The organism is Nonomuraea sp. NPDC059007, assembly GCF_042740555.1.
In the GTDB taxonomy this organism is placed as follows: Bacteria; Actinomycetota; Actinomycetes; order Streptosporangiales; family Streptosporangiaceae; genus Nonomuraea.
Window position 1 is genome coordinate 328,211 of sequence record NZ_JBHYJD010000008.1, and the last position, 26,577, is coordinate 354,787.

At 72.0% G+C, this 26,577-nt stretch carries 28 protein-coding genes; 16 read left to right on the forward strand and 12 right to left on the reverse strand.

All coding sequences use genetic code 11. From position 1 onward, the window contains the following. Nucleotides 1–81: 81 nt before the first annotated feature. On the forward strand, nucleotides 82–282 hold the full coding sequence (locus ACFWY5_RS16215) for a DUF3311 domain-containing protein (protein ID WP_379623284.1): 201 nt from the start codon (nucleotides 82–84) through the stop codon (nucleotides 280–282). Next, a complete protein-coding gene (gene mctP / locus ACFWY5_RS16220; protein WP_379632616.1) occupies nucleotides 279–1,889 on the forward strand; it encodes a monocarboxylate uptake permease MctP in 1,611 nt (536 codons plus the stop codon). Before ACFWY5_RS16215 ends, mctP begins: the two co-directional genes overlap by 4 nt. Before the next feature lie 156 nt (nucleotides 1,890–2,045). Here the strand turns inward: mctP and ACFWY5_RS16225 are convergent, their stop codons facing one another. After that, nucleotides 2,046–2,384: a DUF6285 domain-containing protein gene (locus ACFWY5_RS16225; protein ID WP_379632618.1), complete on the reverse strand. Its 339-nt coding sequence runs from the start codon at nucleotides 2,382–2,384 to the stop codon at nucleotides 2,046–2,048. A gap of 86 nt (nucleotides 2,385–2,470) precedes the next feature. Here ACFWY5_RS16225 and ACFWY5_RS16230 point away from each other — a divergent pair, with 86 nt between their 5' ends. Then, nucleotides 2,471–3,652: an acyl-CoA dehydrogenase family protein gene (locus ACFWY5_RS16230; RefSeq protein ID WP_379632620.1), complete on the forward strand. Its 1,182-nt coding sequence runs from the start codon at nucleotides 2,471–2,473 to the stop codon at nucleotides 3,650–3,652. Beyond that, entirely contained in the window at nucleotides 3,649–4,638 is a 990-nt protein-coding gene (locus tag ACFWY5_RS16235; RefSeq protein ID WP_379632622.1) for a phosphotransferase family protein, read from the forward strand. Before ACFWY5_RS16230 ends, ACFWY5_RS16235 begins: the two co-directional genes overlap by 4 nt. 227 nt (nucleotides 4,639–4,865) lie before the next feature. Here ACFWY5_RS16235 and ACFWY5_RS16240 read toward each other — a convergent pair whose 3' ends face one another. Then, nucleotides 4,866–5,489 carry a TetR/AcrR family transcriptional regulator gene (locus tag ACFWY5_RS16240; protein ID WP_379623274.1) on the reverse strand — a complete coding sequence of 208 codons (624 nt, stop codon included), beginning with the start codon at nucleotides 5,487–5,489 and terminating at the stop codon, nucleotides 4,866–4,868. Next, nucleotides 5,486–5,905: a hypothetical protein gene (locus ACFWY5_RS16245; protein WP_379623272.1), complete on the reverse strand. Its 420-nt coding sequence runs from the start codon at nucleotides 5,903–5,905 to the stop codon at nucleotides 5,486–5,488. Before ACFWY5_RS16245 ends, ACFWY5_RS16240 begins: the two co-directional genes overlap by 4 nt. An 80-nt stretch (nucleotides 5,906–5,985) precedes the next feature. Between ACFWY5_RS16245 and ACFWY5_RS16250 the strand changes: the two genes are divergently transcribed. After that, nucleotides 5,986–6,660 (forward strand): class I SAM-dependent methyltransferase, encoded by a 675-nt coding sequence (locus ACFWY5_RS16250; protein WP_379623270.1) that lies wholly within the window; start codon nucleotides 5,986–5,988, stop codon nucleotides 6,658–6,660. On the opposite strand, the gene ACFWY5_RS16255 is transcribed toward ACFWY5_RS16250, so the two are convergent. Next, the gene (locus ACFWY5_RS16255) at nucleotides 6,661–8,370 is read right to left on the reverse strand and encodes a glycoside hydrolase family 3 protein (RefSeq protein WP_379632624.1); all 1,710 of its coding nucleotides are present in this window, start codon (nucleotides 8,368–8,370) and stop codon (nucleotides 6,661–6,663) included. Between the two features lie 110 nt (nucleotides 8,371–8,480). Here ACFWY5_RS16255 and ACFWY5_RS16260 point away from each other — a divergent pair, with 110 nt between their 5' ends. From ACFWY5_RS16260 to ACFWY5_RS16275, 4 genes are read left to right on the forward strand one after another with little or no spacing between them, the layout of a single operon-like run. Then, nucleotides 8,481–9,284 (forward strand): hypothetical protein, encoded by an 804-nt coding sequence (locus ACFWY5_RS16260; RefSeq protein WP_379632626.1) that lies wholly within the window; start codon nucleotides 8,481–8,483, stop codon nucleotides 9,282–9,284. Beyond that, on the forward strand, nucleotides 9,281–10,381 hold the full coding sequence (locus tag ACFWY5_RS16265) for a hypothetical protein (protein WP_379623264.1): 1,101 nt from the start codon (nucleotides 9,281–9,283) through the stop codon (nucleotides 10,379–10,381). Before ACFWY5_RS16260 ends, ACFWY5_RS16265 begins: the two co-directional genes overlap by 4 nt. Beyond that, the gene (locus tag ACFWY5_RS16270) at nucleotides 10,378–11,805 is read left to right on the forward strand and encodes a hypothetical protein (protein WP_379623262.1); all 1,428 of its coding nucleotides are present in this window, start codon (nucleotides 10,378–10,380) and stop codon (nucleotides 11,803–11,805) included. The genes ACFWY5_RS16265 and ACFWY5_RS16270 overlap by 4 nt, the downstream gene beginning before the upstream one ends. Next, nucleotides 11,802–13,079 carry an AAA family ATPase gene (locus ACFWY5_RS16275; protein WP_379623260.1) on the forward strand — a complete coding sequence of 426 codons (1,278 nt, stop codon included), beginning with the start codon at nucleotides 11,802–11,804 and terminating at the stop codon, nucleotides 13,077–13,079. Before ACFWY5_RS16270 ends, ACFWY5_RS16275 begins: the two co-directional genes overlap by 4 nt. Nucleotides 13,080–13,087: 8 nt before the next feature. On the opposite strand, the gene ACFWY5_RS16280 is transcribed toward ACFWY5_RS16275, so the two are convergent. Beyond that, the gene (locus tag ACFWY5_RS16280) at nucleotides 13,088–14,023 is read right to left on the reverse strand and encodes a GNAT family N-acetyltransferase (protein ID WP_379623258.1); all 936 of its coding nucleotides are present in this window, start codon (nucleotides 14,021–14,023) and stop codon (nucleotides 13,088–13,090) included. Nucleotides 14,024–14,089: 66 nt separating this feature from the next. Here ACFWY5_RS16280 and ACFWY5_RS16285 point away from each other — a divergent pair, with 66 nt between their 5' ends. Next, the gene (locus tag ACFWY5_RS16285; RefSeq protein ID WP_379623256.1) at nucleotides 14,090–14,404 is read left to right on the forward strand and encodes an STAS domain-containing protein; all 315 of its coding nucleotides are present in this window, start codon (nucleotides 14,090–14,092) and stop codon (nucleotides 14,402–14,404) included. On the opposite strand, the gene ACFWY5_RS16290 is transcribed toward ACFWY5_RS16285, so the two are convergent. After that, the gene (locus ACFWY5_RS16290; protein ID WP_379632628.1) at nucleotides 14,391–15,947 is read right to left on the reverse strand and encodes an MDR family MFS transporter; all 1,557 of its coding nucleotides are present in this window, start codon (nucleotides 15,945–15,947) and stop codon (nucleotides 14,391–14,393) included. The two genes, ACFWY5_RS16285 and ACFWY5_RS16290, sit on opposite strands and share 14 nt — an antisense overlap. Nucleotides 15,948–16,035: 88 nt before the next feature. On the opposite strand from ACFWY5_RS16290, the gene ACFWY5_RS16295 reads away from it, so the two are divergent. After that, the gene (locus tag ACFWY5_RS16295; protein ID WP_379623252.1) at nucleotides 16,036–16,581 is read left to right on the forward strand and encodes a TetR/AcrR family transcriptional regulator; all 546 of its coding nucleotides are present in this window, start codon (nucleotides 16,036–16,038) and stop codon (nucleotides 16,579–16,581) included. Between the two features lie 38 nt (nucleotides 16,582–16,619). Then, a complete protein-coding gene (locus tag ACFWY5_RS16300; RefSeq protein WP_379623250.1) occupies nucleotides 16,620–17,042 on the forward strand; it encodes an ATP-binding protein in 423 nt (140 codons plus the stop codon). Nucleotides 17,043–17,046: 4 nt separating this feature from the next. Here ACFWY5_RS16300 and ACFWY5_RS16305 read toward each other — a convergent pair whose 3' ends face one another. After that, on the reverse strand, nucleotides 17,047–17,169 hold the full coding sequence (locus tag ACFWY5_RS16305; RefSeq protein ID WP_379623248.1) for a hypothetical protein: 123 nt from the start codon (nucleotides 17,167–17,169) through the stop codon (nucleotides 17,047–17,049). 38 nt (nucleotides 17,170–17,207) lie between these two features. Continuing rightward, entirely contained in the window at nucleotides 17,208–18,155 is a 948-nt protein-coding gene (locus tag ACFWY5_RS16310) for a Ppx/GppA family phosphatase (RefSeq protein WP_379623246.1), read from the reverse strand. Nucleotides 18,156–18,369: 214 nt separating this feature from the next. On the opposite strand from ACFWY5_RS16310, the gene ACFWY5_RS16315 reads away from it, so the two are divergent. Both ACFWY5_RS16315 and ACFWY5_RS16320 read left to right on the forward strand, forming a co-directional pair. Beyond that, a complete protein-coding gene (locus tag ACFWY5_RS16315) occupies nucleotides 18,370–19,185 on the forward strand; it encodes a formylglycine-generating enzyme family protein (protein WP_379632659.1) in 816 nt (271 codons plus the stop codon). Nucleotides 19,186–19,189: 4 nt separating this feature from the next. Further along, on the forward strand, nucleotides 19,190–20,329 hold the full coding sequence (locus ACFWY5_RS16320) for a glycosyltransferase (protein ID WP_379623242.1): 1,140 nt from the start codon (nucleotides 19,190–19,192) through the stop codon (nucleotides 20,327–20,329). Between the two features lie 4 nt (nucleotides 20,330–20,333). Here ACFWY5_RS16320 and ACFWY5_RS16325 read toward each other — a convergent pair whose 3' ends face one another. The 4 genes from ACFWY5_RS16325 to ACFWY5_RS16340 are packed head-to-tail and all read right to left on the reverse strand — an operon-like array spanning nucleotide 20,334 to nucleotide 24,642. Continuing rightward, nucleotides 20,334–21,344 (reverse strand): hypothetical protein, encoded by a 1,011-nt coding sequence (locus ACFWY5_RS16325; RefSeq protein ID WP_379632630.1) that lies wholly within the window; start codon nucleotides 21,342–21,344, stop codon nucleotides 20,334–20,336. 4 nt (nucleotides 21,345–21,348) lie between these two features. Beyond that, entirely contained in the window at nucleotides 21,349–22,257 is a 909-nt protein-coding gene (locus ACFWY5_RS16330; protein WP_379632632.1) for a hypothetical protein, read from the reverse strand. Between the two features lie 33 nt (nucleotides 22,258–22,290). Beyond that, entirely contained in the window at nucleotides 22,291–23,172 is an 882-nt protein-coding gene (locus ACFWY5_RS16335; RefSeq protein ID WP_379623236.1) for a hypothetical protein, read from the reverse strand. Nucleotides 23,173–23,226: 54 nt separating this feature from the next. Further along, entirely contained in the window at nucleotides 23,227–24,642 is a 1,416-nt protein-coding gene (locus ACFWY5_RS16340; protein ID WP_379632634.1) for a hypothetical protein, read from the reverse strand. Nucleotides 24,643–24,754: 112 nt separating this feature from the next. On the opposite strand from ACFWY5_RS16340, the gene ACFWY5_RS16345 reads away from it, so the two are divergent. Together ACFWY5_RS16345 and ACFWY5_RS16350 are read left to right on the forward strand one after the other, a co-directional pair. Further along, nucleotides 24,755–25,411: a response regulator transcription factor gene (locus ACFWY5_RS16345; RefSeq protein ID WP_184963320.1), complete on the forward strand. Its 657-nt coding sequence runs from the start codon at nucleotides 24,755–24,757 to the stop codon at nucleotides 25,409–25,411. Further along, on the forward strand, nucleotides 25,408–26,577 hold the full coding sequence (locus ACFWY5_RS16350; protein WP_379623232.1) for a sensor histidine kinase: 1,170 nt from the start codon (nucleotides 25,408–25,410) through the stop codon (nucleotides 26,575–26,577). The genes ACFWY5_RS16345 and ACFWY5_RS16350 overlap by 4 nt, the downstream gene beginning before the upstream one ends.

The window sequence follows — 26,577 nt, forward strand, 5'->3', positions numbered from 1 at the left end:
GTGATATTTCAGTCATTGGGCGGTCTGGGTTGTGACGCTAGTGTCCCCTCACTCGCGAACCACTGTCATACCGGAGGGGTCATGGCCGAGCCGCCACCTCGCACCGACAAAAGCCCGTGGAACTGGCTGCTGATCGTGCCGATCGTGCTGCCGTTGTGCACGTTCCTGTTCAACGCCGACGAACCCCGGCTGATGGGCTTCCCGCTGTTCTACTGGCTGCAGCTCGCCTTCATCCTCGTCGGCGTCGCCTGCACCGTGGTCGTCTACAGGATGACCAAGTGAGCGGGCACACGACCGAACTGGTCGTCTTCATCGCGCTGTTCGCCCTGGTCAGCGGCATGGGCTTCGTGGCCGCCCGCTGGCGCAAGCCGAAGGACATCGAGAGCCTCGACGAGTGGGGCCTCGGCGGGCGCAACTTCGGGACCTGGATCACCTGGTTCCTGGTCGGCGGCGACCTCTACACCGCCTACACCTTCGTGGCGGTGCCCGCCCTGGTGTTCGGCGCGGGCGCGCTGGGCTTCTACGCGGTGCCGTACACCATCGTGATCTATCCGCTGGTCTTCCTCGTGCTGACCCGGCTGTGGTCGGTCTCGCACGTGCACGGCTTCGTCACCCCGGCCGACTTCGTGCGCTCGCGCTTCGGCTCACCGACGCTGGCGCTGGTCGTGGCCGTCACCGGGCTGGTCGCGACCATGCCCTACATCGCGCTGCAGCTCGTCGGCATCGAGGCCGTGCTGCAGTCGATGGGCGTCACCGGCCACTGGCCGATCATCGTGGCCTTCGCCATCCTGGCGGCCTACACCTACCAGTCGGGCCTGCGCGCCCCCGCGCTGATCGCCTTCGTCAAGGACTCGCTGATCTACATCGTGATCCTGGCCGCGGTCATCTACATCCCGATCAAGCTGGGCGGCTGGGGCAACATCTTCGACGCGGCCGCGGCCAAGTTCGACAAGTCCCCCGCCCCGGGTGACGGCCTGCTGCTGAACGCGGGCAACCAGCTGCAGTACATCACGCTGGCCTTCGGCTCGGCGCTGGCGCTGTTCCTCTACCCGCACAGCCTCACCGGCGTGCTGGCCGCCAAGAACCGCACCGTCATCAAGCGCAACATGTCCGCGCTGCCCGCCTACAGCTTCCTGCTCGGCCTCATCGCCCTGCTCGGCTACATGGCGATCGCCGCCGGCACCAAGCCCGTCATCGGCGAGAACGGCAAGCCGATCGGCAACACGGTCGTCCCGGTGCTGTTCGACAACATGTTCCCCGACTGGTTCGCAGGCGTCGCCTACGCCGCGATCGCCATCGGCGCGCTCGTGCCCGCCGCGATCATGTCCATCGCCGCGGCGAACCTGTTCACCCGCAACATCTACCGCGAGTACTTCAACAAGAACGCCACCGACAAGCAGGAGGCCACGGTCTCCAAGCTCGTCTCGCTCGTGGTCAAGGTCGGCGCGGTGCTGTGCATCCTGCTGCTGGACCCGCAGTTCTCCATCGACCTGCAGCTCATCGGCGGTGTGATCATCCTGCAGACGCTGCCTTCGGTGGCCCTGGGCCTGTACACCCGGTGGTTCCACAAGGGCGGCCTCATCGCCGGCTGGGCCCTGGGCCTTGCGGCCGGCATGTGGATGCTCTACACCATCCCGAACCCCGCCTCCGGCAAGCTGCACTTCGGCGGCTCGGCGTTCTCGCTGGGCGAGCTCGGCTTCGACACGAAGACGACCGTCTACGCCGGCGTCATCGCCCTGGCCGTCAACCTCCTGGTGGCCGCCGTCGTCACCGTGGCCCTGCGGGCCGCGAAGGTGGCCGACGGCGAGGACGGCACGCGGCGCGACGAGTACTTCGCCGACGAGGGCGACCCCCGGGTCAAGGACCTGGACGTGTCCGCACCGCACTAGCGGCCGGCGCGGAGGGGCAACGTTGATGCAACCTCCGCGGGAACACCGTGGACAAATGGGCACGCCCCGTCCGTCGCCCCCGTGCAGACGGTACGTGCCCCGGTTCGGGCGGGCGGTGATCTGCGCCTCGCCACCCGCCCGGACCGCGGGACGGCGTCACGGGGCCGCGTAACCGGGGTTGGCGACGTCGAGCTTGGCGCGCACGGCCGCGGTCAGGGCGGCGAGCAGCTCCGGGTCGTCGGCGCGGCCCTCCCTGATCCGGGCGGCCAGTTCCGCGTCACTGCCCACGCCGAGCCCGGCCAGCCGTTCCGCGTGCTCGGCGGCCTGGGCCGGGCCCAGCTCGATCTCCCGCTCCACCATGCCGAGCACGTTGATGGCCACCCGCGTGTGGAAGCGCACCCGTCCCTCGACCGCCGGCAACACGTCGGCCTCCAGGAACTGCCTGACCGCCGCGACCAGCTGGGCCGCGTCGGGCACGTCGTGCGGCGCCGCCATGGCGCCTCCTCTCCGCTCCGCCGAAGACGTTGGAAAGTGACCGCTTATCCGTTGACCGGGCAACGGATAGACGGTGTGATCCTTTCATGAGCTTCGCCGTACCCGACAGCGTCCGGCCGGTTCGCGACGCCGTCCACGCGTTCATGACCGAGCGGGTCGAGCCCGCCGAGCCCGCCCTGTGCGACGGCGACGCCGCCACCCTGCGCGAGCTGCAGGAGGAGGCCAAGAAGGAGGGCCTGTGGGCGCTCGGCCATCCGCGTGAGCTGGGCGGCGGCGGCCTGCCGTTCCTCGACTACGTCTACGTCAACGAGGTGCAGGGGCGCAGCGAGTTCGGCCAGCTCGCGCTCGGGACGTTCACGCTGCAGGACTCCCTGATGCTGCACGAGCACGCCTCGAGCGGCCAGCGTGAGCGCTACCTGGAGCCGCTCGTGCGTGGCGACATCTGGCCGAGCTTCGCGATGACCGAGCCGGAGATCTCCAGCAGCGACCCCACCCAGATCCAGACCGAAGCGGTGCTCGACGGCGGCGAATGGGTCATCAACGGCCACAAGTGGTTCACCACCGGCGCCTCCCGCGCCGCCTACACCACCGTGATGTGCCGCACCGAGCCGGAGGCCCCGCCCCACCTGGCCTTCTCCATGATCCTGGTGCCGACCGGCACACCCGGCTACACGATCGTCCGCGAGACGCCCGTGCTCGGTCTCGGCGGCGCCCACTGCGAGGTGCGCTACGAGGACGTCCGCGTCCCGGCCGCCAACCTGCTCGGCGAGCGCGGCCACGGCTTCGTCATCGCCCAGAAGCGCCTCGGGCCAGGCCGGATCTTCCACTGCATGCGCTGGCTCGGGCAGGCGCAGCGGGCCTTCGACCTGATGTGCCACCGCCTGCACGGGCGCACGGCGTTCGGGGAGCCGCTGGCCAGGAAGCAGCTCATGCGCCAGCACGTCTTCGACTCCTACACCGAGATCCAGTCCGCGCGGCTGCTCACCCTGCACGCGGCGCAGACGGTGGACGCCGGTTCGGACGCGCGCGTCGAGATCGGGGCGATCAAGGTGGTGGGGGCGCGCATGCTGCACAACGTGATCGACCGGGCCATCCAGGTGTACGGCGCGGCGGGCCTGACCCCCGACACGCCCCTGGACCGGATGTACCGGCACGCCCGCGCCGGACGCATCTACGACGGCCCCGACGAGGTGCACATCGACTCGGTCGGCAGGCGGGTCCTGGGCGCGTACACGAGCGGCGGTTCGTGGGAGTTCGGCCTGCGATGAACGCGCACACCGGCGACCGGGTGGCGGACATCGTGCGGGACGCGCTGGGCGCGGGGGCGGCGGTGCTGTCGAGCGCGCGGCTGCCCGGCGGCGCCTCACGCGAGACCTGGTCGCTCGACGTGGACACGCCCGGCGGCGAGCGGGCCCTCATCCTGCGCCTGGACTCCCCCGGCACGCCCCTGAACCCCGGCGCCTCCCCGAACACCGGCGCGACCCCGGAGACCGGCGGCGGCTTGGCGGCCGAGGCGGTCCTGATGCGCGCCGCCGCCGAGGCGGGCGTGCCGGTCCCGGAGATCGTCGCCTCCGGGGACTCCTACATCCTCATGGCGCGGGTGGACGGGGAGACGATCCCGCGCAAGATCCTGCGCGACGACGCCTACCGGCACGCCCGGCCGCTGCTGGCCGCGCAGTGCGGGCGGGCGCTGGCGGCGGTGCACCGGATGCCGCTCGGCGCCCTGCCCGGGGAGCAGGACGCGGATCCGCTGACCCAGTGGCGCGAGGTGCTGGATCTGACCGGGCAGCCGCATCCGGTGTTCGAGCTGGCCCTGCGCAGGCTGGGGGCGACCCGGCCGGACGGCGCGCGGCGGACGGTCGTGCACGGCGACTTCCGCAACGGGAACCTGATCGTGGGGCCCGAGGGCGTGCGGGCGGTGCTCGACTGGGAACTGGCCCACGCCGGCGACCCGGTCGAGGACCTCGGCTGGCTGTGCGTGAAGGCGTGGCGGTTCGGGCAGAAGGCGCCGGTGGGCGGCTTCGGCACCTACGACGAGCTGGTCCACGCCTACGAGGAGGCCTCGGGGTACGCGGTGGACCGGGAGGCGCTGCGGTGGTGGGAGGCGTTCGGGGTGCTGAAGTGGGGCGTCATCTGCGTCATGCAGACGATGCGGCACCTGGCCGGCGGCGCGCGTTCGGTGGAGCTGGCGGCGATCGGGCGGCGGGTGTGCGAGACCGAGTGGGACCTGCTGGAACTGCTCGGCACCCCCTGAAATCCGGCCGCCGGCCATGAAGTGGATCCGGTCGCACATGCGCGCCACCTCGCGCAGGTTGTGGGGGTGATCAGCATGGCGCTGCCGTTCGTGCGGGCCAGGTCGCCGAGCAGCCCTCTGACGCGGTCGCCCGCGTCGGGGTCGAGGTTGGCGGTCGGCTCGTCGAGCACGAGCCGGGCTCGACGTCGTCTGTCTCGGGCTGACGCTGGGGTTGTTCGCCTGGGCGCTCAGGTACGCGCGCGCCCACGGGAAGCTGCCGCGGTTCGGGGGCTGACCGGGCGCGGGACGAGCGCGGCCACGATCACCTCGGCCAGGCCGTCGACGACCTCGCCGGGGTCGACGCCGGGGTGGTCGAGCCACCAGTCGGCGGTCGTCTGGACCATGCCGATGAAGGCGTGGCCGAGCACCTGGGCGCGTACCGGATCGGGAGTGACGCCCTCGGCCACCAGCACCTGCGCGAGCTCCTCGCCGAGACCTCTGACCAGCGTGGTCATGTGGCTGCGGATCTTGCTGTCCTCGGCGCTGGCCCGGTGGAACAGGAAGCGGTAGAGGTTGTGGTTGGCGCCGATCAGGTCGAGGTAGACGGCGATCGCGGCGCGGGCGCGCGAGCGCAGGTCGCCGCCGCCCTCGGTGAACTGCGGGCGCAGCCGGTCGATGACGGTGCGCACGTGGCGGTCGGCCAGCGCCTGGTAGAGGCCGCTCTTGTCGCCGAAGTGGCGGTAGAGGATGGGCTTGGTGATCCCGGCCTCCGCGGCGATCGCGGCCATCGACACCTCGTGCCCGTCACGCTCGATCACCCGGTCGGCGGCGTCGAGCAGCGCCCTGCGCCGGTCCGGGCTGCGTCCCCTCACCCGGCAAGGATAGATCGCTCCCGTCCGCGCAGCAGCGCCGAGGTCACCAGCAGGGCGCCGACGACCGTGTAGAGGCCGGTGACCCCGGCCAGGGTGCCCGGCGGCTCGCCCGGCAGCGCGCCCCAGCGGGGCAGCCCCGCCGCGACCAGCAGCGCGAGGTCGAGCCGCGTGGCGAACAGGGCGCCGAGCGCGACGAGCGGCAGCCCGCAGATGATCGCGGCCAGCGGGGACAGCCGCTGCCATCCGGTCAGCAGCCCGGCCAGCGCGGCCACGGCACTCAGGTAGCCGAATCCGGCCGGACTCGGGCCGAAGCCGGTGTAGCCGGCGCGCAGCGCCCGCGCGCCGGCCTCGGTCAGGTAGTAGACGGCGGGCAGCGCGAGCAGGCCCACCGCGGTGGCGGCCAGGTGACGTCCCACGTCTTCATCGTCCCGTGGAATCCAGGCAATGTCTCGATCTTGGGACAGACGGCCGGGAGTACAGGCTTTAGCGTGGATACATGGCTAACAGTGGCACTGGTCCTGGTTCGATCACACCTGACGGATCCCCTGTTGAGTTCTATCTCCTCATCGAGCCGAACGGCGAGCCCGAGATCGTCAGCGGCGCGCTCGCGCCCGGCGCGTCGATCCTCGAGATCGGCTCGGGGGTCGGGCGGCTCACCCATCCCCTGCTCGCGCTCGGTCACGACGTCGTGGCCGTGGACGAGTCGGCGGAGATGCTCGCGCACGTGCGCGGCGCGCGGACCGTGCGGGCGCGGGCGCAGGAACTGCGGCTGGAGCGCGAGTTCGACGCGGTACTGCTCGCCTCCTACCTGGTCAACACCGCCGACGACGGCGCGCGCCACGACCTGCTGTCGGCGTGCGCACGGCACGTACGCCCCGGCGGCGCCGTCCTCATCCAGTGGACCCCGGCCGAGCAGCACGACGCGTGGGAGGTCGGCCGGGGGCGCACCACGGGCAACCTCAGCATCACCCTCGCGGCGCTGGAGCCGGTGCGGCCCGGGGTGGTCGCCTCCACGATGCGGTACACGCAGGACGAGCGGGTGTGGACCCAGTCGTTCTGGTCGCGGCGCCTGACCGACGACGACCTCCGGGCCGAACTGGAGCGGGCCGGGCTGCGGCTGGATCGGTTCCTGACCGACGACCACAGCTGGGTGCTGGCCGTACGCGACTGATCAGTAGCGCAGGCCGTGCCCGAAGGGGTGGAGCGGGTCGGCGGTGCCGCCCGGGACGTCGGACGGGCTCGCCTCGACGGCCGCCATCGACCGCGGCAGCTCGTACGGCAGCCGCCCCTTCGGCTCGGCCCGCCCGAACAGCACCTCCAGCAGCGCCCGGTCGCTCGCCCCGTAGTCGGCGACCACGGCGGCGGCGCCCTCGGCGATCTCGGGGAAGACCGCGGGCCGCTCCAGGTAGACGTCCACGACGGTGGGCACCGTGCGCTGCATACGGGTGATCCGGTCGATCTCGGCGGCGGGGAAGGCGAGGCTGCCGGAGTGGAAGAAGGCCTCGAAGGCGCCCGGCCGCGGCTCGTACGGCGCGGCCAGCCGTACCACGGCCACGTCGGCCTCCTCCGGCGTGGCGACGACCTTGCCGTAACCGGCGGCCAGGTCGGCGTCGACGCCCTCCACGTACAGGCGCACGCCCTCGGCCAGCGGCAGCGGGCCGTTCTTCAGCAGGGTGAGCGAGGCCGTCTGCGCCTCGAACCCGGCCCGCGCGAAGTCGGCCCGCCCGACGACCTCCTCGGCCACGTCAGGGTCGGCGAAGGGCGCGTCGAACAGCCCGAGCGTGAACTTCTCCCGCAGCACCCGCCGCACCGACACGTCCAGCCGTTCCATACTGATCCGCCCGGCCTCGACCAGTTCGGTGATCAGGTCCGGGCAGGCCTCGCCGCCGAACTGGTCGACGCCGGCCTCGATCGCCTTCAGCACGCGCTCGGCGGGGGTGAGGTGCTCCACGCCCCAGGCGCGGGCGGGCATCTCCTGGCCCATGATGAAGGCGTCGGTGATCAGGCCCCAGTCGGTGCAGACGATGCCGTCGAAGGCGTAGCGCTCGCGCAGCAGGCCGGTGATGACGCCCTTGTTGAAGCCGAAGCCGACCTCCTCGTGCTCGGTGCCGACAGGCATGCCGTAGTAGGGCATGATCTGCGAGGTTCCGGCGGCGAAGGCGGCCTCGAAGGGCTTCAGGTGGTGCTCGAACCGGCCGCCGGGGTAGACCTGCTCGCGGCCGTGGGCGAAGTGGGGGTCCTCGCCGTCCTTCTGCGGCCCGCCGCCGGGGAAGTGCTTGGTCATGCAGGCGACGCTGCCGGGGCCGAGGCGCTCGCCCTGGAAGCCGAGGATGTAGGCGCGCACGAGGCGGGAGGTGAGCTCGGCGTCCTGGCCGAAGGTGCCGTTGGCGCGTGACCAGCGGGGCTCGGTGACCAGGTCGATCTGGGGGTGGAGGGCGACGCGGATGCCGACGGCCAGGTACTCCTGCCGCGCCATGTCGGCGAATTTCCGGACCAGCTCCGCGGAGCCGATCGCCGCCAGCCCCGGCGGCTCCGGCCACTGCGAGAACGCCCCGGCCATCATCGACGCGCCCGGGTTGCCGGAGAAGGAGTGGCGCGGGTCGGTGGAGAGCGTCACCGGGATGCCCAGCCGGGTGGCGGCGGCCCGCTCCTGCAGCGCGTTGTGCCACTCGGCCATCTCGCGCGGCGAGCCGCCGCCGAGCACGTTGAAGTGGTTCATGTGCCTGCCGTCGATCATGCTCTCGGCGGTCTCGGCCCCCGGCGGCGGCGCGAACCAGGCGATGGTGTGGAACAGCAGCCCCGCCTTCTCCGGCAGGGTCATCCTGGCCACGAGGTCGTCGACCCGAGCCGCGGTGGGGAGTGAGGGGTCCTGGTAGGTCATGGCGTGATTATACGTATCATCACTTTCTCTACCAGAGGTTCGCGCCATGCGCCACGCCGCCGCGTGCCGAAATTACTGGGAAATACTGGAACTCCTGCTACCCTCGCGCCATGAGTGACCGGCTGGACCAGCTGGAGAGGCGCATCGACGAGCTCCGCGCCGGGGTGCGCCGTGCCATGCGCGCCCGTGACGCGGTCACCGCCCGGGCCCTGCGCGCCGACCTGCGCGCCGCGGAACGCACCTGGGACTCCCTGGTCAGCTCCCCCGTCCAGACCCCGGGCGGCAAGCGGGCCGGCACCACGACCGTGCGCGAACGGGTGCACCAGGCGCTCGACGCGCTCGGCGCCCCCGCCCAGCCCCGGCTGATCGTGGCCGTCAGCGAGGCGTTCTTCTCCGGCGGGCTGCGTTCCGCGCAGCTCACCAGCATCCGCCGCGACGAGGAACGTTCCTTCCGCTCCAGCCCGTACGGCCGGCCGTACTATCTGTGCGCCGCCCTGACCGACCGCCTCTCCCCCGCCCGCGGCCTGCTCACGCTGAGCACCTGGCCGCTGGAGCGGCGGGTGGTGGGCCCGCTGAGCCCGAGGGTCGACTTCCTGACCTGCGCGGCGGCGGTGGCCCTGCACGTCCAGCGCAGCGCGGGCCCGTCACCGGAGTCGCTGCGCCTGGTGGCCAGGATGGGGCGCAACATCCCCGGCGGCGAACTGGTCGAGCTGGGCAAGGACGTCGATCCCGGCCGCGTGGCCGAGATGGCGCTGGAGGAGCTGGCCGTACACCTGGATCGGGACACGCGCGACCGGGCCGGGCTGGCGGCCCGCGCGCGCGAGCAACTGGACGACCCCGCGCGGCTGTTCGGCGCCGCGCTCCTGAGCGCCGCCAACGTCGGCGCCCTCGGCAAGGAAGGGATCACGGCGTGAGACGGATCGACGCGCTGCGGGGGACGACACCGCCGAAGCCGCACGACGCCCGGGCCATCGCGGCGCTGGCCGCGAATCCGGGTTGCGCGCGCCGGGCGCTCATGGACGGCGCGGGGGTGGACAAGGACGCGGCCGCGCGGCATCTGGGCTTTCCCGCGCCGTTCGGGCAGTCGCCGTTCGCGATCACCCGCGGCAACCAGTTCGAGGCGCTGGTCAAGTCCGACGGCTGCGCCGAGCTGCTGCGTATGCTGCGCGAACTGCTGGAGTTGCCGATCGCCGAGGTCGCCTACCACGACGTGGAGAACGTGGGCGCGCACCTGCGTCACGCCCACACCCGCGCGCTGTTCGACCGGGCGGCCAGGGGCGAGCACGACGCGGGCACGCTCTACGACCACCCGCTGCTGAGCCTGGACATCGCCGGCCACACCGCCTATCTGGAGCCGGACGTGGTCGCCTTCCAGCTGGAGGGCCGCTTCCACGTCGTGGAGATCAAGTCGTTCGCGATCGTGGACGGCCAGGCCGACCCGGCCGCGGTGGCGGCGGCCGCGCGGCAGGCGGCCGTGTACGTGCTGGCGCTGCGCACGATGCTGGAGGAGCTCGGCCACGACCCGCTGGCCGTCTCCCACGACGTGGTCCTGGTCTGCCCGGAGAACTTCGCCAACCGCCCGGTCGCGAAGCTGGTGGACGTGCGCAGGCAGCTCGCGGTGCTGCGCAGGCAGCTGACCAGGATGACCACGCTCGACCGGCTGCTGGAGGAACTGCCGGAGGAGCTCACCTTCGACCTGGAGCCGGGCGAGGACGGCCTGCCTTTGCGCCGCGCCGCAGACCTGGCCGACGCGCTGCGCGGGGTCGCCGCCCGCTACGCGCCCGACTGCCTGTCCACCTGCGACCTGTGCTTCTTCTGCCGGGACGAGGCCCGCGAGGAGGGCGCCTCCGACCTGCTGGGCCGCAACGTCCGCGACGAACTGGGCGGCGTGGCCAGCGTCGAGGAGGCGCTCGGCCTGGCCGACGGCACCCGGGCCCCGCGCGAGGGGCAGGAGGAGATCGCCCGCCTGCTGCGCGGCGCCGAGCGGCTGCGCCAGGACTGCCTCGCATGAGTCTCCTGACGAGCCTGGCCAAGCTGCGCGCCCTGCAGGAGGGCCGGGCGCAGCCGATCGCGACCGTACGGCACTGCCATCTGTCCGAGCGGCCGATGGTGTTCATCCCGCTGAAGCTGTCCGGCGAGGCCGCCGCGCCCCTGGCCGCCATGTTCGGCACCGACCGGCAGGCGCCCCAGTTGCTCGTGGTGGCCCAGCCGCGCAACCGCGACCTGCGCTTCGCCTTCACCGCGGAGCTGGCCGGGCTGCTGCTGCCGTACCTGGAGAGCTTCCTGGCCGACACCGAGACGGTCGAGCGCAAGAACGCCGACCCCTACGAGCGCGCGCTCGACGCGCCGCAGGTGCTGCTGCCCAACCGCGTGGGCGTGGCGTTCACCGCGCTGCTGGGCCGTTCGACCCGCTTTCGCCGCACCGACGGCCCGTACCCGGTGCCGGAGGGCGTGCCGCTGCTGGGCCGCTGGCTGACCTATCTGGCCGAGCGCGCCGCCTACCCGGGCTCGTCGCTGACGCTGGCCGTGACCGAGGAGCTGGGGCGCCACTGGGCCAGCGGGCAGAGCGCGCTGGAGGACGCCAACCTGGCCGCCCTGATGGCGTGGGTCGAGGGGCGCCCCTCCGACGAGGCCGAGGACCCGCTGGTCTGGCCGCCCGCCGGGCCCGCCACCGACCCCGGCTTCGACTCCGAGGTGCTCGCGCCCGCGATCGAGAACGGCTCGGCCGAGCGCATCACCGAGGCGCTGCGCACCCAGCTGGAGCCCACGTGGCGGCTGATGTGGCAGGCGCTCGACCTGCTGCGGGCGCTGCCCGAGGGCGCGAGCGTGGCGCAGCGGTGGGAGCTGGACCGCGGCTCCTACAGCGGCTTCGCCACCCAGCTCGCCGAGGGCGGCCCGCCGCAGGCCCGCCGCGACGGCGCGGTCGCCGCCGCCTCCCGCCTGTCGCGCATGGAGCGCGCCCAGGCCTCCTACGACGTGCAGCGCGCCTACGACGACCCGCTGATCATGGCCGACCACCGGCTGTCGGGCGAGGCGTTCGCCGGCGAGGTGGTGCAGACCGAGCCGGACCACTGCGAGGGCGAGGGCCGCTCGCGCAAGCTGCGCCCGCTCGTGGTGGTCAAGACCGACGATCCGGTACGGCTGCCGCCCGGCAGCGCCCTCGGCACCCCGCAGCGCAAGGGCCAGGGCGCCGAGCTGGTCGAGGCGGCCGGCGGCCTGGTCACCCTGAAGATCACCAAGGGGATGGGCCGGGGCAAGGCGCCCGCCCCCGGCTCGGTCCCCGAGGTCGGCGAGCGGGTCTGCTACACCACGCTGACCGACGACTTCCAGGGCGCCGCGACGCTGCCCGAGCCCGAGGCGACCCCGTGGACGCACGGCGGCCCGCCGCTGGAGTACGTGCCGAACGACGACGACGCCAGGGAGGCGTGGGAGTGAGCCCCGAGGAGGTCATCAGGAACGTCCTGGCCGACCTGCCCAAGCACCGCGGCGTGGTGGTCGACTCCCCGCCCGGCGCGGGCAAGTCGACGCTCGTCGTGCGGGCCGCGGCGCACATCGCGGCGACCGGCGAGCCGCTGATGATCGTGGCGCAGACCAACGAGCAGGTCGACGACCTGGTCACCCGCATCAGCGACAAGCACCCCGATCTGACCGTGGGGCGGCTGTCGGCCGGCGGGTACGTGGCGCCGCGCCGGCTGCTGGAACTTCCCGGCGTCACCGTCGGCACCCGCATCCAGGACCTGGGCGACCCGGACATCGTCCTGGCCACCTCCGACAAATGGGCGTGGATCTCCGGGCGCACCTGGCCGTGGGCGATCGTGGACGAGGCGTACCAGATGCGCTCGGACAAGCTGCTGCGCATCGCCGGGCTGTTCGAGCGGGCGTTGTTCGTGGGCGATCCCGGCCAGCTCGACCCGTTCTCGATCGTGGAGGCCGACCGCTGGTCGGGGCTGTCATGGGATCCGCTGCAGAGCGCGGTGTCGGTCCTGCTGCGCCACAACGGCGACCTGCCGGTGCACCGGCTGCCGGTCTCGTGGCGGCTGCCGGCCTCGGCGGCGCCGGTGGTCTCGCGGGCCTTCTATCCGTTCACCGGCTTCACCTCGGGCACGGGCCCCGGTGAGCGCCGGCTGGAGCTGAGCACCGGCGGGCTCGGGACCGTGCACGACCGGGCGCTTGAGGAGGCGGCGCGCTCGGGGTGGTCGCTGCTGGAGCTGCCGGACCGGCACACGGTCCGTACCGACGGCGAGGCCGTGCGGGCGGTGGCGCTGCTGGCGGCGCGGCTGCTGCAGCGGGGCGCGGTGGCGAGCTCGGAGCAGGGCGAGCGGCCGGTGACGGCCGAGCGCATCGCGGTCGGCGCGGCCCACCGCGACCAGGTGGCGGCGATCAGGAACGCGGGGCTGCCGCCGGAGATCACCGTGGACACCGCCAACCGGCTGCAGGGCCGCGAGTACGACGTGACGATCGTGCTGCACCCGCTGTCGGGGCGGCGTGACGCGACCGCCTTCCACCTGGAGTCGGGACGGCTGTGCGTACTGGCCTCACGGCATCGGCACGCGTGCGTGGTGGTGGCGCGGGCGGGCATCGCCGAACTCCTGGACGCCCACCCGTCGGCCGAGCCGGTGCAGCTGGGCGTGCCGGTGAAGTTCCCCGACGGGTGGGAGGCCAACCAGTCGGTGCTGGAGCATCTGGCCGCGCACCGGGTCAGGGCCTGACGGCGTTCTCAGATCCGGCGGCGCCACACGTCGATGACCATGACCGGGCTCATGCCGGCCGAGGTGTAGAGACCGAGCGCCGGGGTGGTGTTGTTGGAGTCGACGTGCAGGATGGTGCCCTTCCTGCCCCGGGCGGCGTCGGCGGCGAACGCCTGGAGCAGCAGGTGGCGGCCCAGGCCGCGGCCCCGGTAGGCGGGCAGGGTGGCGAGCGTGCCGACGTAGCCGCAGTCCTCGTCGGGGACGAAGGCGTTGTTGGCGTGGAGCATGGCGGCGGGCTCGCCGTCCATCCTGGCCACGATGAGCTGTGACCAGTCGTTGACGCTCTGGGCCTCGCGCCGCTGGTACCAGGCGTCGTAGCCGACCTTGATGAAGCCGAAGTGGTCGGCGAAGCCTTCCTGGTGGACGAGGTGGGCCTGGCGGCGTACCTCCTCGTCCTCGCCGGTGTGCAGGGTGAGGCCGGGCAGCGGTTCCGGGGCCGCGGGCGGGGCGGTGAAGTCGACGCGCATGCGGTGGAAGCTGGTGGCGGGTTGGAAGCCCTTCGCGCCGGCCTCGGCCCGCTTGGCCTCGTCGGCGCGGTAGACGCCGATGTCGACAGTGGCGCCGCCGTGGCCGAGCTCGGCGGCGATCTCCTTGGCCCTGCCGAGCACCAGCGCCCACAGGCCCGCGGACAGGCCTTCGGTGCCTGGCCGTACCAGGACCTCCACGTCGACGTTGTCGCTGTCGCCCTTGCGGCAGGCCCAGGCCCAGCCGACCGGGCGCCCATCGGAGTCCTCCGCCAGCCAGCCGTCGGTGTCGCGGTCGAACTCGGGCTCGACCAGCTCGTCGGCGATGTCGTCGAGCGTGGTGTCGACGCGGCCGAGCACCGCCAGGTCGCAGGCGGAGACGAGGTCGTGGATGGCGGCGGCGTCCTCGATCTGCGGGCGCCGGATCCGATGGGTGTTCATGCAGGATATTGTCCCGATCTATCGGGTTTTCCGCCTCCGATTTTTCCCTCGTCGTAGGCTGGGGGCGTGCTCGACAAGACCCCGCTGCGCGTCGAGGTCGCCACTCCCGCGCCGGGCACCGTCAGGCTCTCACTGACCGGCGACCTCGCCTTCGACACTGCGGCAAAACTCTCCGGGCTGGTGTTCGAGCCCGGCTACCACCGTCTCGACCTGGACCTGGCCGGGATCTCCTTCATCGACTCCTCCGGCCTGGCCGCGCTCGTCCGGCTCCACCAGCAGGCCGAGTCGGAGGGCGCGGCGCTGCGGCTGGTCGCGGTCAGCCCGCACCTGCGCCGGCTGCTCAAGGTGACCGCGCTCGACCAGCTGTTCAGGCTCCCTTGAGCGACTCCTCGGGCTCCTGCGCGGGCTCGGGCGCGCCGCCGCGCAGCGGGATCTCCTTGATGAACAGCGCCAGCAGCGGTACGACGACCGCGAACGGGATGGCCCACCAGAAGATGTTGGAGGTGGCCCCGGCCAGCGACTCCAGCACTCCGGCGCGCTGAGCCGGCGCCATGGCGGCCAGCGTCGCCGGGTCCAGGCGGCCCCCGCCACCCGCCAGGCGCGCGCCCTCCTCCGCCCCGAGGCGCTCGGTCATCCCGGACAGCAGGTGGTTGTTGAAGATCGCGCCGAACACCGAGACGCCGAACGAGCCGCCGATGGAGCGGAAGAACGTCGAGGTGCTGGAGGCGACGCCGAGGTCGCGCTGCTCGACGCTGTTCTGGGCGATGAGCATCGTGGTCTGCATGAGGAAGCCCATGCCGACACCGAGCACGCCGATGAACAGGCCGGTCTGCCATTCCGGGGTGAGCACGCCCATGAGCGAGAGCAGCCACATGCCCAGCGCCATGCCGGCGCCGCCGAGGATCGGGTAGAGCTTGTACTTGCCGGTGGCGGTGATGGCCTTGCCCACGAAGATCGAGACGACCATCGCGGCGCCCATCATCGGCAGCAGGAGCAGGCCGGAGTTGGTGGCCGAGGCGCCCTGGACGGTCTGCTGGTAGAGCGGCAGGAAGTTGATCGCGCCGAACATCGCGAAGCCCAGCAGGAAGCCGATGGCCGAGATCAGCGTGAAGTTGCGGTTGCGGAAGAGCTGCAGCGGCATGATCGGCTCGGCGGCGCGGCGCTCGATCGGGATGAACGCGGCCAGCGTCACGACGGCCAGCGCGCCCAGGCCGAGGATCTGCGGGGAGTTCCAGGCGTACTGGCCGCCGCCCCAGGCGGTGACGAGCACCATCGCGGTGATGCTGATCGACAGCAGGATCGCGCCCAGCCAGTCGATGCGCACCTGGTTGACGTGCTTGGGGAGCTTGAGCTTGACCGCGAGCCAGGCGAGGGCGAGGCCGCCGACGGGCAGGTTCACGTAGAAGGCCCAGCGCCAGTCGAGGTGGTCGGTGATGAAGCCGCCGACCAGCGGGCCGGCGATCATCGCCAGTGACATGACGCCCGCGGTGATGCCCTGGTACTGGCCGCGCTCGCGGGGCGGGACGAGATCGCCGATGATGGCCATGACGTTGACCATGAGGCCGCCGGCGCCCAGGCCCTGGATCGCGCGGAAGGCGATGAGCTCCATCATGCCGCCCTCGGGGCCGCCGAGCAGCTCCGATCCGGCCATGCCGCACAGCACCGAACCGATCATGAAGATGACGATGGAGACCATGAAGATGGTCTTGCGTCCGTACAGGTCCCCGATCTTCCCCCAGATCGGGGTGGAGACGGTGGTGCCCAGCACGTAGGCGGTGACGACCCAGGACAGATGGGTGACGCCGCCCAGCTCGCCGACGATGCGCGGCATCGCCGTACCCACGATCATGTTGTCGAGCATCGCCAGGACCATCGCGAGCATCAGGCCAGGGAGGACGACCATGACTTCGCGCCGTCTTTCCACGATTACACCCCCGGTTTTGGATCTTACTTACTTGCCGACCGGCAAGCTTAGACTAGACTACGTACCCATCCCTCGAAATAGGTGCACATTGCGGGAAGACACCCGATCGCGGATCCAGCAGATCGCCCTCAGGCTCTTCACCGAGCAGGGCTACGAGGCGACCTCCCTGCGGGAGATCGCCGAGGAGCTCGGCGTCACCAAGGCCGCGCTCTACTACCACTTCAAGACGAAGGACGACATCGTCGCGAGCCTCGCCGACGACCGTGTCGCCGAGGTCGAGGAACTGCTGGAGTGGCTGCGGGCGCAACCCCGCACGCCCGAGACCCGGCGCGAGCTCATCGTGCGCTACGCCGAGAGCCTCGACCAGCCGCGCCAGGCCGGGCTGGCGCGCTTCCTCGAACGCAACCAGACGGCCCTGCGCGACCACCCGAAGATCCTGCGGATGCGGGAGAAGATGCTGGAGGTGGTCGCCGAGCTCGTCGAGCCCGGTGACCCGCTGACCACGAGGATCAGGCGCACGCTGGCGATCTTCAGCCTGCACGCGGGCATGTGGCTGACCCAGGACGTGGACGCCGGCCCGGAGGAGCGCAGGAAGGCGACCCTGGAGGTCGCGATCAGCCTGCTGGAGTCTTAGGGACGCATAACCAGCGGGGTTTCGGGCATGGTGCGCCCATGGAGGCGACCATCGCGCTGAGACTGCCCAGGGATGCCGCGAGCGTGCCGCTCATCCGCCAGATGTTCGACGGCACCCTCCGATCGCTCGGCGTCGTCCCCCAGGTCAGGGACGACATCGAGCTCATGCTGAGCGAGGCGTGCACCAACGTCGTACGGCACGCCGCGCCGAGCGACGAGTACATGGTGACCGCCGGCGTCCACGACGACCTGTGCGTGATCAGGGTCGTGGACACCGGCGGCGGCTTCGACCCCCACCAGGTCCGCGAGCCCAAGGAGAGCGCGGAGAGCGGGCGGGGGCTGCTCATCATGCGCGCGCTGGCCGATGACGTGCGTTTCACCAACCGGCGCGAGAACGGCGCGGTCGTGTCGCTGGAGAAGCGGCTGCGTTTCGAGGCCGGCGCCGCCGGCCTGTCCCTCTGACCGTTCAGCGGGGTCTGGCCAGCACGCCGAGGACGACGAGGGTGAGCGCCGAGATGAGCAGAACGGCCAGGAAGCACAGCAGGAGGGTGATCGTCAGGGAGGCGGCCATGCCGAGCATCGTCAACATGGCACCATGCCCTGCCCGATTTAGCGCAAGATATGCGTTTATGTGGTGCGCACCACACGGCTGGGGAGAAGGTCGAGGCGGCGCAGGATGACGCCCTCGCGCAGCGCCCACGGGCAGACCTCCAGGCGCTCCACCTCGAACAGGTCCATGGTGGCGTCGGCCACGATGGCGCCCGCGGCCAGCTGCATCGCCCGGCCCTCCGAGACGCCCGGCAGCTGACGGCGGGTGGCGGCGTCCATCGTGGTGAGCTTGACCGTCCAGTCGGCCAGCGCCTCCCTGGTCAGCGAGCGCGAGACGTACGGGCCGTCGCTGGAGGGGGCGCCGCCGGCCAGCCTGGCCAGCTGCTTGAACGTCTTGGAGGTGGCCACGGCGCGGTCGGGCTGGCCGTAGCGGACGATGTCGCCGACCGTGCGGGCGATCTCGGCGCGTACGTGCCTGCGGAGCTTGCGCACCTCGGCGACGGGCGGCGGGTCGGCGGTGAACCAGTCGCGGGTCAGCCGCCCGGCGCCCAGCGGGAGCGAGACGGCCACGTCCGGCTCCTCGTCCACGCCCGCGGCCAGCTCCAGGGAGCCGCCGCCGATGTCGAAGGCGAGCAGCCGGCCCGACGACCAGCCGAACCAGCGGCGCACGGCGAGGAACGTGAGCCTCGCCTCGTCCTGGCCGGTGAGCGTCTGGATGTCGACGCCGCAGCGGGCGTCGATCTCGGAGAGCACCTGCTCGCCGTTGGCGGCGTCGCGGACGGCGGAGGTGGCGAAGGCCAGGAAGTCCTCCACGCCCTTGTCCTCGGCGATCTGGAGCGCTTCCTCGACGAAGGCGCCGAGCCGTTCGACGCCCTTGGAGGAGAGCGTGTTGCCCTTCTCCAGGTGCTCCGACAGGCGCAGCTCCTCCTTGTGGGAGTAGGCGGGGATGGGACGCGCGCCGCGGTGGGCGTCCACGACGAGGAGATGGACGGTATTGGAGCCGATGTCCAGAACGCCGAGTCGCATGGCAGGAACGCTACCGGTCCACGGGCCTTGCGGCGAAGCGGAGGGTCTGCTCGCGGGGATCGGATGATATGCGGGCATACGCGGGGGCTACCCTGCCTAGGAAACCGGGACGGGCGAAGGGGTGCAGGTGGAGTCGTGCTGCGGGCCCAGCAGGGATGCTGAGGCGGTGCCGTACCAGGTGGAGGTGACGCCCAGGCGGCAGGCGCCGCGCGGGATGGCGCGGGTGCCGGGCGGGGCGTTCCTGATGGGCGGCGACGACGCCGACGGGCGGCCGGGCGACGGCGAGGGGCCCGTGCGGGAGGTGCGGCTCGACGCCTTCCTCATCGACCCGGCGTGTGTGACCAACGCGCAGTTCGCGACGTTCGTGAAGGAGACCGGGTACGTCACCGAGGCGGAGGCCATAGGGTGGTCGTTCGTGTTCCGGCCCTTCGCCACCGGCGGGATCATGGACGCCTCGGTGCCGCAGGCGCCCTGGTGGGCGGGTGTCGAGGGGGCCGCCTGGCGGACGCCGGAGGGCCCCGGGTCGACGGTGGGCGACCGGCAGAACCATCCGGTCGTGCACGTGTCGTGGAACGACGCCCACGCCTACGCCACCTGGGCCGGCAAGCGGCTGCCGACCGAGGCCGAATGGGAGAAGGCGGCACGCGGCGGGCTGGAACGGGCGAAGTACCCGTGGGGGGACGAGCTCGCGCCCAAGGGACGCCGCCGGTGCAACATCTGGGAGGGGCCCTTCCCCAGTGCGCCCAGCAAAGGCACCGTGCCGGTGAAGTCCTTCCAGCCGAACGGTTACGGGCTCTACAACGTCTCCGGCAACGTCTGGGAGTGGACGGCCGACTGGTGGGGCACCTCATGGCGGGATTTCGCGGAAAATCCCACAGGTCCGGAGGCCGGCGACGCTAAGGTCATTCGCGGGGGTTCGTACATGTGCCACGACTCCTACTGCAACCGCTACCGGGTCGCCGCGCGCACGATGAACACGCCGGACTCCTCGACTGGGCACACCGGTTTCCGCTGTGCGGCAATACTCTGATCGCATGGCACGAACCCTGCGACTCCTGATCACCGGCGGCGGCACCGGCGGTCACACGTACCCGGCCCTCACCACCCTGGCCGCGGTGCAACGGCGGCAGTTGCCGCACGACGTGCTCTGGGTGGGCACCGCGAACGGCCTGGAGGCCAGGATCACCGCCGAGCACGGCATCCCGTTCAAGGCGATCACGACGGGCAAGCTGCGCCGCCGTCCCAACCTGCGCGAGCTGGGCACCAACATCGCCGACGTCTTCCGCATCCCCGTGGGCGTCGCGCAGGCGGTCGGGCACGCCGCCAAGTACCTGCCCGACGTGGTGCTGTCGACCGGCGGCTACGTCGCGGTGCCGATCGGGGTGGCGGCCAAGCTGATCCGCCGCCCGCTGGTCATGCACGAGCAGACGACCGTGGTGGGCCTGGCCAACCGCATCCTGTCCCGGCTGGCCACCCGCATCGCGCTGTCGCACGAGTCGTCGCTGGAGTACCTGCCCGCGTCCGCGCGTACCAAGGCGGTCGTGACCGGCAACCCGATCCGCCCCGAACTGCTGCGCGGCGACCGGGCCGCCGCCTACGACCACTTCGGGCTCACCTTCGAGGTGCCGCTCATCTACGTGACCGGCGGCGCCCAGGGCAGCAAGCAGATCAACACGCTGATCTCCGAGAGCCTGCCGGTGCTGCTGCGGCACGCGCAGATCGTGCACCAGTGCGGCCCGGCGTGGATCGAGCACATGCGGGCCGTGCCGCTGCCTCCCGGGCTGGCCGACCGCTACCACCCCGTGCCCTACGTGGGCGCGGAACTGCCCGACCTGTTCGCCGCCGCCGACGTGGTGGTGGCGCGCAGCGGCGCGGGGACGGTCTCGGAGCTGACCGCCGTGGGCAAGCCGTCGGTCCTGGTCCCGCTCATCCCGACCGGCGGCGACGAGCAGCGCAAGAACGCCTCCTACCTGGCCTCGTCCGGGGCGGCGCGGGCGCTGCTCGAGCCGCGGCCGACGGCCGAGATGCTGCTGGCGGAGCTGATGCCGATGCTGGCCGACCCGGCGCTGCGGGCGGCGATGGCGGAGGCGGCACGCAAGCTCGGCCGCGTGGACGCCGCCGACGCGCTGGCCGACGTGCTGCTGCAGGCCGCCGCGGGCTCCGGCAGGGGCTGAGCCCTCAGCCGCCCGGCCAGGTGTCGCCGGATCTGGTGTCCCTCTCGCGAGGATCGCCCGGCCCGGTGCCCAGGTGCGGGGTGTCGCCGGGGCCGATGCTTCTGGGGTCCTCCTGCCGGTCGTGCGGGTCGAGGTGGCGGAAGGCCTCGTGGGCGGAGCGCACGCTCCGCCTCAGCGCCTGCTCCAGCCGGTCCGCGTCGTCCGCCAGCCGATCGAGCTCCGGTACGGCGAAGCCGTCCGCCCCCGACTCGGCCACCAGTTCCTCGTACTCGGGCAGCCGCCCCCGCAGTTCCTCGATCTGGTGGTGGGCGTGGAAGGCCCGCTCGGCCTCGGCCACGTGGTTGGCGTAGCGTTCCAGCGCCTCCACTCGGGCCACGACGGCCGCCTCGCTGCTGTCGAGCGCTCTGGCCAGCGGCGCGGCGACCGCCTCCACCTCGGGCGCGAGACCGGTCGAGATCGTCCTGTGGTGCTGGACGCGTAAGGAGGAAAGCTTGGCCAGGAGCCGGGCGATCTCCCATTCCTCGGCCGGCAGCATGACCCCGTTGCGCACGTCGTCGAGCAGGCCCTCGGCGTTGACCCGGGAGGCGAGCACGGCCTGGATCGCCCGGCCGGCCCTGCCCAGCAGCCGCTGGGAGGACTCGTCGAGGTCGCCGAGGAGGATGAAGCGGCCTTCGTGCCTGCGGGCCTGCTCGTAGACCTCCCGCAGGGTGGCCTCGCGCTCGTCTTCCGCGGGGTCGATGTCGCGCCGGAGGATCGCGGTCATGAAGATGATCACGGTGACGACGCCGAGCAGGAACCCGAAGCCGTCGAAGCCGGAGTTGATGACGGTGATGACCAGCACGATGGAGAGCGCCGCCGCCAGGCCGAGCTGCATCTTCTGCTTGTGGGCCGGGCTCGCGTCGGTCCGTCGTGGTGGCGCCCATCCGCGGCGGATCCTGGCCAGCAGTGGCCCGTGGCGCCGTAACAGATGAGCGTGATGGTCCGGCACGTCGGGATCTACGATGACATCGGCCATCGGCTTATCTTTCCAGATGCCGGAACGCCTCGTGCGCCGAGCTGACACTGTCGCGCAGGGCCTGCTCCAGCCGGCCGGCGTCATCGGCGAGCTCGGTCAGCTCGGGCACCGCCTGCCCGTCGGCGCCCGACTCGGCCAGCAGTTCCTCGTAGCGGGGCAGCTTGGCGGTCAGCCGTTCGATCTGGCTGCGGGCGCGGAAGGCGCGCTCGGCGTCGCGCACGTGCCCGGCGTAGCGTTCCAGCGCCTCGACGCGCTCGGTCACCGCCCGCTCGCTGCCCTCCAGCACTCTGGCCAGCGGCTCGGAGACCGCGAGCACCTCCGGGGTGACGCCTTCGGACATCACCTCGCGGTGCTCCGAACGCAGCCCCGACAACTTGGCCAGCAGCCGGGCGATCTCCCACTCCTGCGCGGGCAGCATGATCGCGTTACGCGCGCCGTCCAGCAGCCCCTCGGCGTTGACCCGCGACTCGGTGACGGTGTCGATCGCGCAGTGCGCGCGCAGCATGAGCGCCCTGGCCGCCTCGTCGAGGTCCTCGCGCAGCACGAACCGGCCCTGGTACTGCCGGGCGCACTCGTAGACGTCGAGCTCGGAGTCGAGCTGCTTCTCCACCTCGGCGTCCGGGTTGGGCTTGAGCAGGGAGGCCAGGATGAGGAAGGAGACGCCGGTCATGATGAACGCGAACGTGGTGTAGTGCGCGGCGCGGAAGAAGGCCAGCGCGGCCACGGTCGCCGAGGACGCCATCGCGATCAGAATGATCTTGTAGGTGATGCGCGCCGCCACGCTGCGCCGTTTGTGCGGCGGCGCCCAGCCACCGCGCATGCGGACGAGAAGCTTGCGGTGCTGCCGTAACAGCTCCGCCGCCTGGTCGGGAACGGTTGGATCGACAACCACTTTCGCCTGACGCCCGGACACGCAAATGATCCTATGTAACGTTCTGTCCTAATGTCAGCCTTCGAGATGGCGAAACGCCTCGTGTGCGGAAGTCACGCTCCGCCGTAAGGCCCGTTCGAGGTGACCGGCGTCCTCGGCGAGCCGTTCTATCTCGGGTACGGCCAGCGCGTCCGCCCCCGACTCGGCCAGCAGTTCCTCGTAGCGGGGCAGCCTGGCCCTGAGCTCCTCGATCTGGCCGCGGGCATGGTAGGCGGCCTCGGCCTCGGCCACGTGGCCGGCGTACCCCTCCAGGGCCTCGACGCGCGCCAGGACGGCGGCCTCGCTGGAGTCGAGGGCACGTTCCAGCGGCGCGACCACCTCGGCCACCTCCGGCGCCACCCCCCGGCCGAGCAGCGCCCGGTGCTCGGTGCGCAGTGACGAGAGCTTGGCCAGCAGGCGGGCGATCTCCCACTCCTGGGCGGGCAGCATGACGGCGTTGCGGATGTCGTCGAGCAGGCCCTCGGCGTTGACGTGGGAGCGCAGGACGGTGCCGATGGCCTCTTGCGCGCGGGCCAGGATCGCCCGCGCCTCGGTGTCGAAGTCCTCGGGCAGCAGGTAGCGGCCCTCGTTCAAGCGGGCCTGCTCGAAGACGATCCGCTCGTGGACCCTGCCGTCCGGCGGGCTCTCGTTGATGGCGGCCATCCTGACCAGGACCAGCACCACGAACGCGCCCAGCACCACGAACCCCGCCGGGGCCACGCGCGACTCCAGCAGCACGGCCACCAGCGCGATCATGGGCGGCGTGGCCAGCAGCAGGAGCAGGCTCGACGGGTTTCTGCGGGGGCGGTCCCGCGCCACGGGCTCGGGCCGCCAGCCTAAGCGGATCCTGGCCAGCAGGTGAGCGTTCGCACGGAGGAGTCCGGCCGTCTCGGCGGAGACCGCTGGGTCGATGACCACACTCACAGGCTGTACCGGCAACTGGCGCCCCCAAATGCTGGTTTTGCCCGGATACTACGGCGATTTCCCGCCCTTTGGCAGGGAGCGACGCAGGCCGTTCAGTGCCAGCGCCGCCGCGACGCAGGCCAGCGGGATGGCGGGGAGCACGTAGCGGTGGTCGAAGTCGAGCGCGGCGACCGGCGCCACCAGCAGGAAGACGGGCGCCGCCCACGGCAGTAGCGCGTCACCGGCGGAGCGGGCGGCGGCCGCGGCCCGCGCGCCGTCCACGACCGCGTGGCGCGCCGGGCGGCGCAGGCGGGCCACGCCGGACAGGCCCGCCAGCAGGATCACGGCGAAGAAGGGGCCGCCGTGCAGGAGCCAGGGCCAGCGGTAGCGGGCCAGGAGGCCGGCGAAGGGTTCGACGGAGCGCTGGGCGCGGATGCCGGGGTCGTAGGCGGCGCGGGCCTGAGCGACGAGGGGGTGGTCGGGCAGGCTCCAGACGCCGGTGGGGAAGGCGCCGTCGGGTACCGAGACCCGTTTCGGGTGCGCGATCGGCGTCCGGGCGAAGGCCAGCGAGGTGTCCTTGGCGACCTCGCGGAGATAGTCGAGGGGCTGGGCGGTGATCGCGGCGACGGCGAAGCGGCGGGCCCGGTCGTTGTGGGCGAAGCGGTCGCCGAGCAGGTTCAGGGAGGCGCCGGGATCCCAGACGTACTCGGAGGCGGCGTCCAGGCGGACGGTGTTCGGGCAGAGCGGGGCCAGGTCGGCCGGCGGGCGGATCCTGGCGCAGTCGGCGAAGGTCATCGTCCTGGCCCACAGGGCCACGCCGTCGGAGCCGCTGAGGGCGAAGCGGCCGTGGTGCTGGGCGTACCAACCGGCGTACAGCACCAGGGGCACCAGGGCGACCGCGGCCATGGCTGCGGTGGTGCGCCATGGCGTCCGCCGTACGAGGAGGAAGAGCAGCGCCAGCCCGATCAGGGGGACGGCGGCCGTGCGGGTCAGCCCGGCCAGGGCGAGCATGAGGCCGGCCGCGGCGGCGGCGCCGGGCGCCACGCGCTCGCGCCACAGCAGGACGGTGATCGCGCCGATCGTCAGGAAGATCACCTGAAGGTCGGAGAGCACGGCGTGCTCCAGGCGCAGGAACCCGGTGTCGAACAGGACGGGCACGGCGGCGAGCGTCGCGGCCCAGCCGGGCAGGCCGCGGCGGCGCAGGAGCAGGTAGATCATCGTGGCGATGCCGAGGCCCATGGTGTGCTGGACGGCGGCGACCAGGTCGACGCTGTGGAAGGGGCGCAGCAACCACAGGAACCACGAGTACCCGGCCGGGTGGAAGGCACCCTGCGGGCGCATGTGGAGAGCTGTGCCGAGGTAGGTGAAGGAGTCGTACCAGTACAGCTGGGCGGTGTCGTAGGCCAGCGTGACGAGCACGCGCAGCGCCGCGGCCAGAGAGAGAACGGCCAGGAACAACCGGTGCGTCGAAGTCAGGGTGGTCACGGGCGGGTAGCCCACCGCCCCGGATGTAGCCTCGGCGTCACGCGATCTGGTTACGCGGAGGTTATGTGACAATCACCAGACTTACGGGAGTTTAAGATCGTTTGGGGGAAGAGTGCGAGTGCTGATCGCCGAGGACGAGCGCATGCTCGCCGACTCGATCGCGGAGGGGCTGCGCGCCGAGGCGCTGGCCGTGGACGTCGCCTACGACGGGGAGTCGGCGCTGGAGCGCCTGTCGGTGAACGCCTACGACGTGCTCGTCCTCGACCGTGACCTGCCGCTCGTGCACGGGGACGAGGTGTGCAAGCGGGTCGTCGCCGACGGGGCGCTGGTGCGCGTCCTCATGCTCACGGCCGCGAGCGACATCCGGGCGCGGGTGGCGGGGCTGTCGCTGGGGGCCGACGACTACCTGCCGAAGCCGTTCGCGTTCGAGGAACTGGTGGCGAGGGTGCACGCCCTGGGCCGCCGGGCCCGTCCCGCCGACCCGCCCATGCTGGACCGCGCGGGCGTGCGGCTCGACTGGGCGCACCGCCAGGTCTTCCGCGACGGACGGTACGTGCCGCTGGCGCGCAAGGAGTTCGGCGTCCTGGCCGAGCTGCTCCGGGCCAAGGGCGCCGTCGTGTCGGCCGAGGACCTGCTGGAGAAGGTGTGGGACGAGCACATCGACCCGTTCACCAACACCGTGCGGACCACGATGATGAAGCTGCGCAAGAAGCTCGGCGAGCCGCAGGTCATCGAGACCGTGCCGGGAGCGGGGTACCGCATCCCATGAGCGTGCGCCTGCGCTTCTCCCTCGCCTGCGCGGCGGTGTTCCTGGTGCTGGGCGCCGTCGTGCTGGCCGCCGTCTACTTCGTCGTGCAGCACAGCCTCGCCTACCGCACCGGCCTCATGACGCCGACCCACATCGCGGTCAACGTCCCGCAGTACGGCTACGGCGAGTACCCCCGCTTCTCCGACACCTACGAGATCGCCCGCATCCGGGCGATGCAGATCCAGGCGGTCTACCGGCGCGACACGCTCGCCAACCTCCGCCTGATCGGCCTGGCCTCCGTGGCCGCGGGGACCGGCCTGGCGTTCCTGGTCGGCTGGCGGGCCGCCTCCTGGGCGGTGCGCCCGGTGAAGGCGATGGCCGAGAACGCCCGCCGCGTCGCCCAGAGCCACGACTTCACCGAGCGCATCGGCTACGAGGGCCCGCGCGACGAGGTCGCCGAACTGGCCGGGACCTTCGACACCATGCTCGGCCGCCTGGCCCGCTCCTTCGACGGCCAGCGGCGCTTCGTCGCCAACGCCTCCCACGAGCTGCGCACCCCGCTGACCATCAACAGGACCCTCGTCGACGTGGCCGTGCGCCGTCCCGACGCCACCGAAGACGTCAAGCGGCTCGGCGAGTCGCTGCTGCTGGTCAACACCCGGCACGAGCGGCTCATCGACGGGTTGCTCGCGCTGGCCGAGGGCGAGCGGGCGCTGCTGGACCGGCGGCCGTTCGACCTGATGGACGTGGCCGAGCACGTGCTCGACCAGGTGGCCGTCGAGGCCGCCAAGGCCGAGGTGAGCATCCACCGGCTGCTGGACGCGGCGCCGACCAGCGGCGAGGCGGTGCTGGTCGAGCGGCTCGTGCAGAACCTCGTGGAGAACGCGGTCCGCCACAACCACCCGCAGGGCGAGGTGTGGGTGACGACGCGGGGCCGGGCCGAGCAGGTGGAGCTGGTGGTGGCCAACACCGGGCTGCCGGTGCCGCCGTACGAGCTGGAGGCCATCTTCGAGCCGTTCCGGCGGCTGCACGGGGACCGGCTGCGGTCCGATCGGGGCAGCGGGCTGGGACTGTCGATCGTGCGCGTGATCGCGGAGGCCCACGGGGGGACCGTCACCGCGCGGCCCCGGGAAGAGGGCGGGCTGACGATCACCGTCGAGCTGCCGCTGGACCACGCCTCCGGGTGA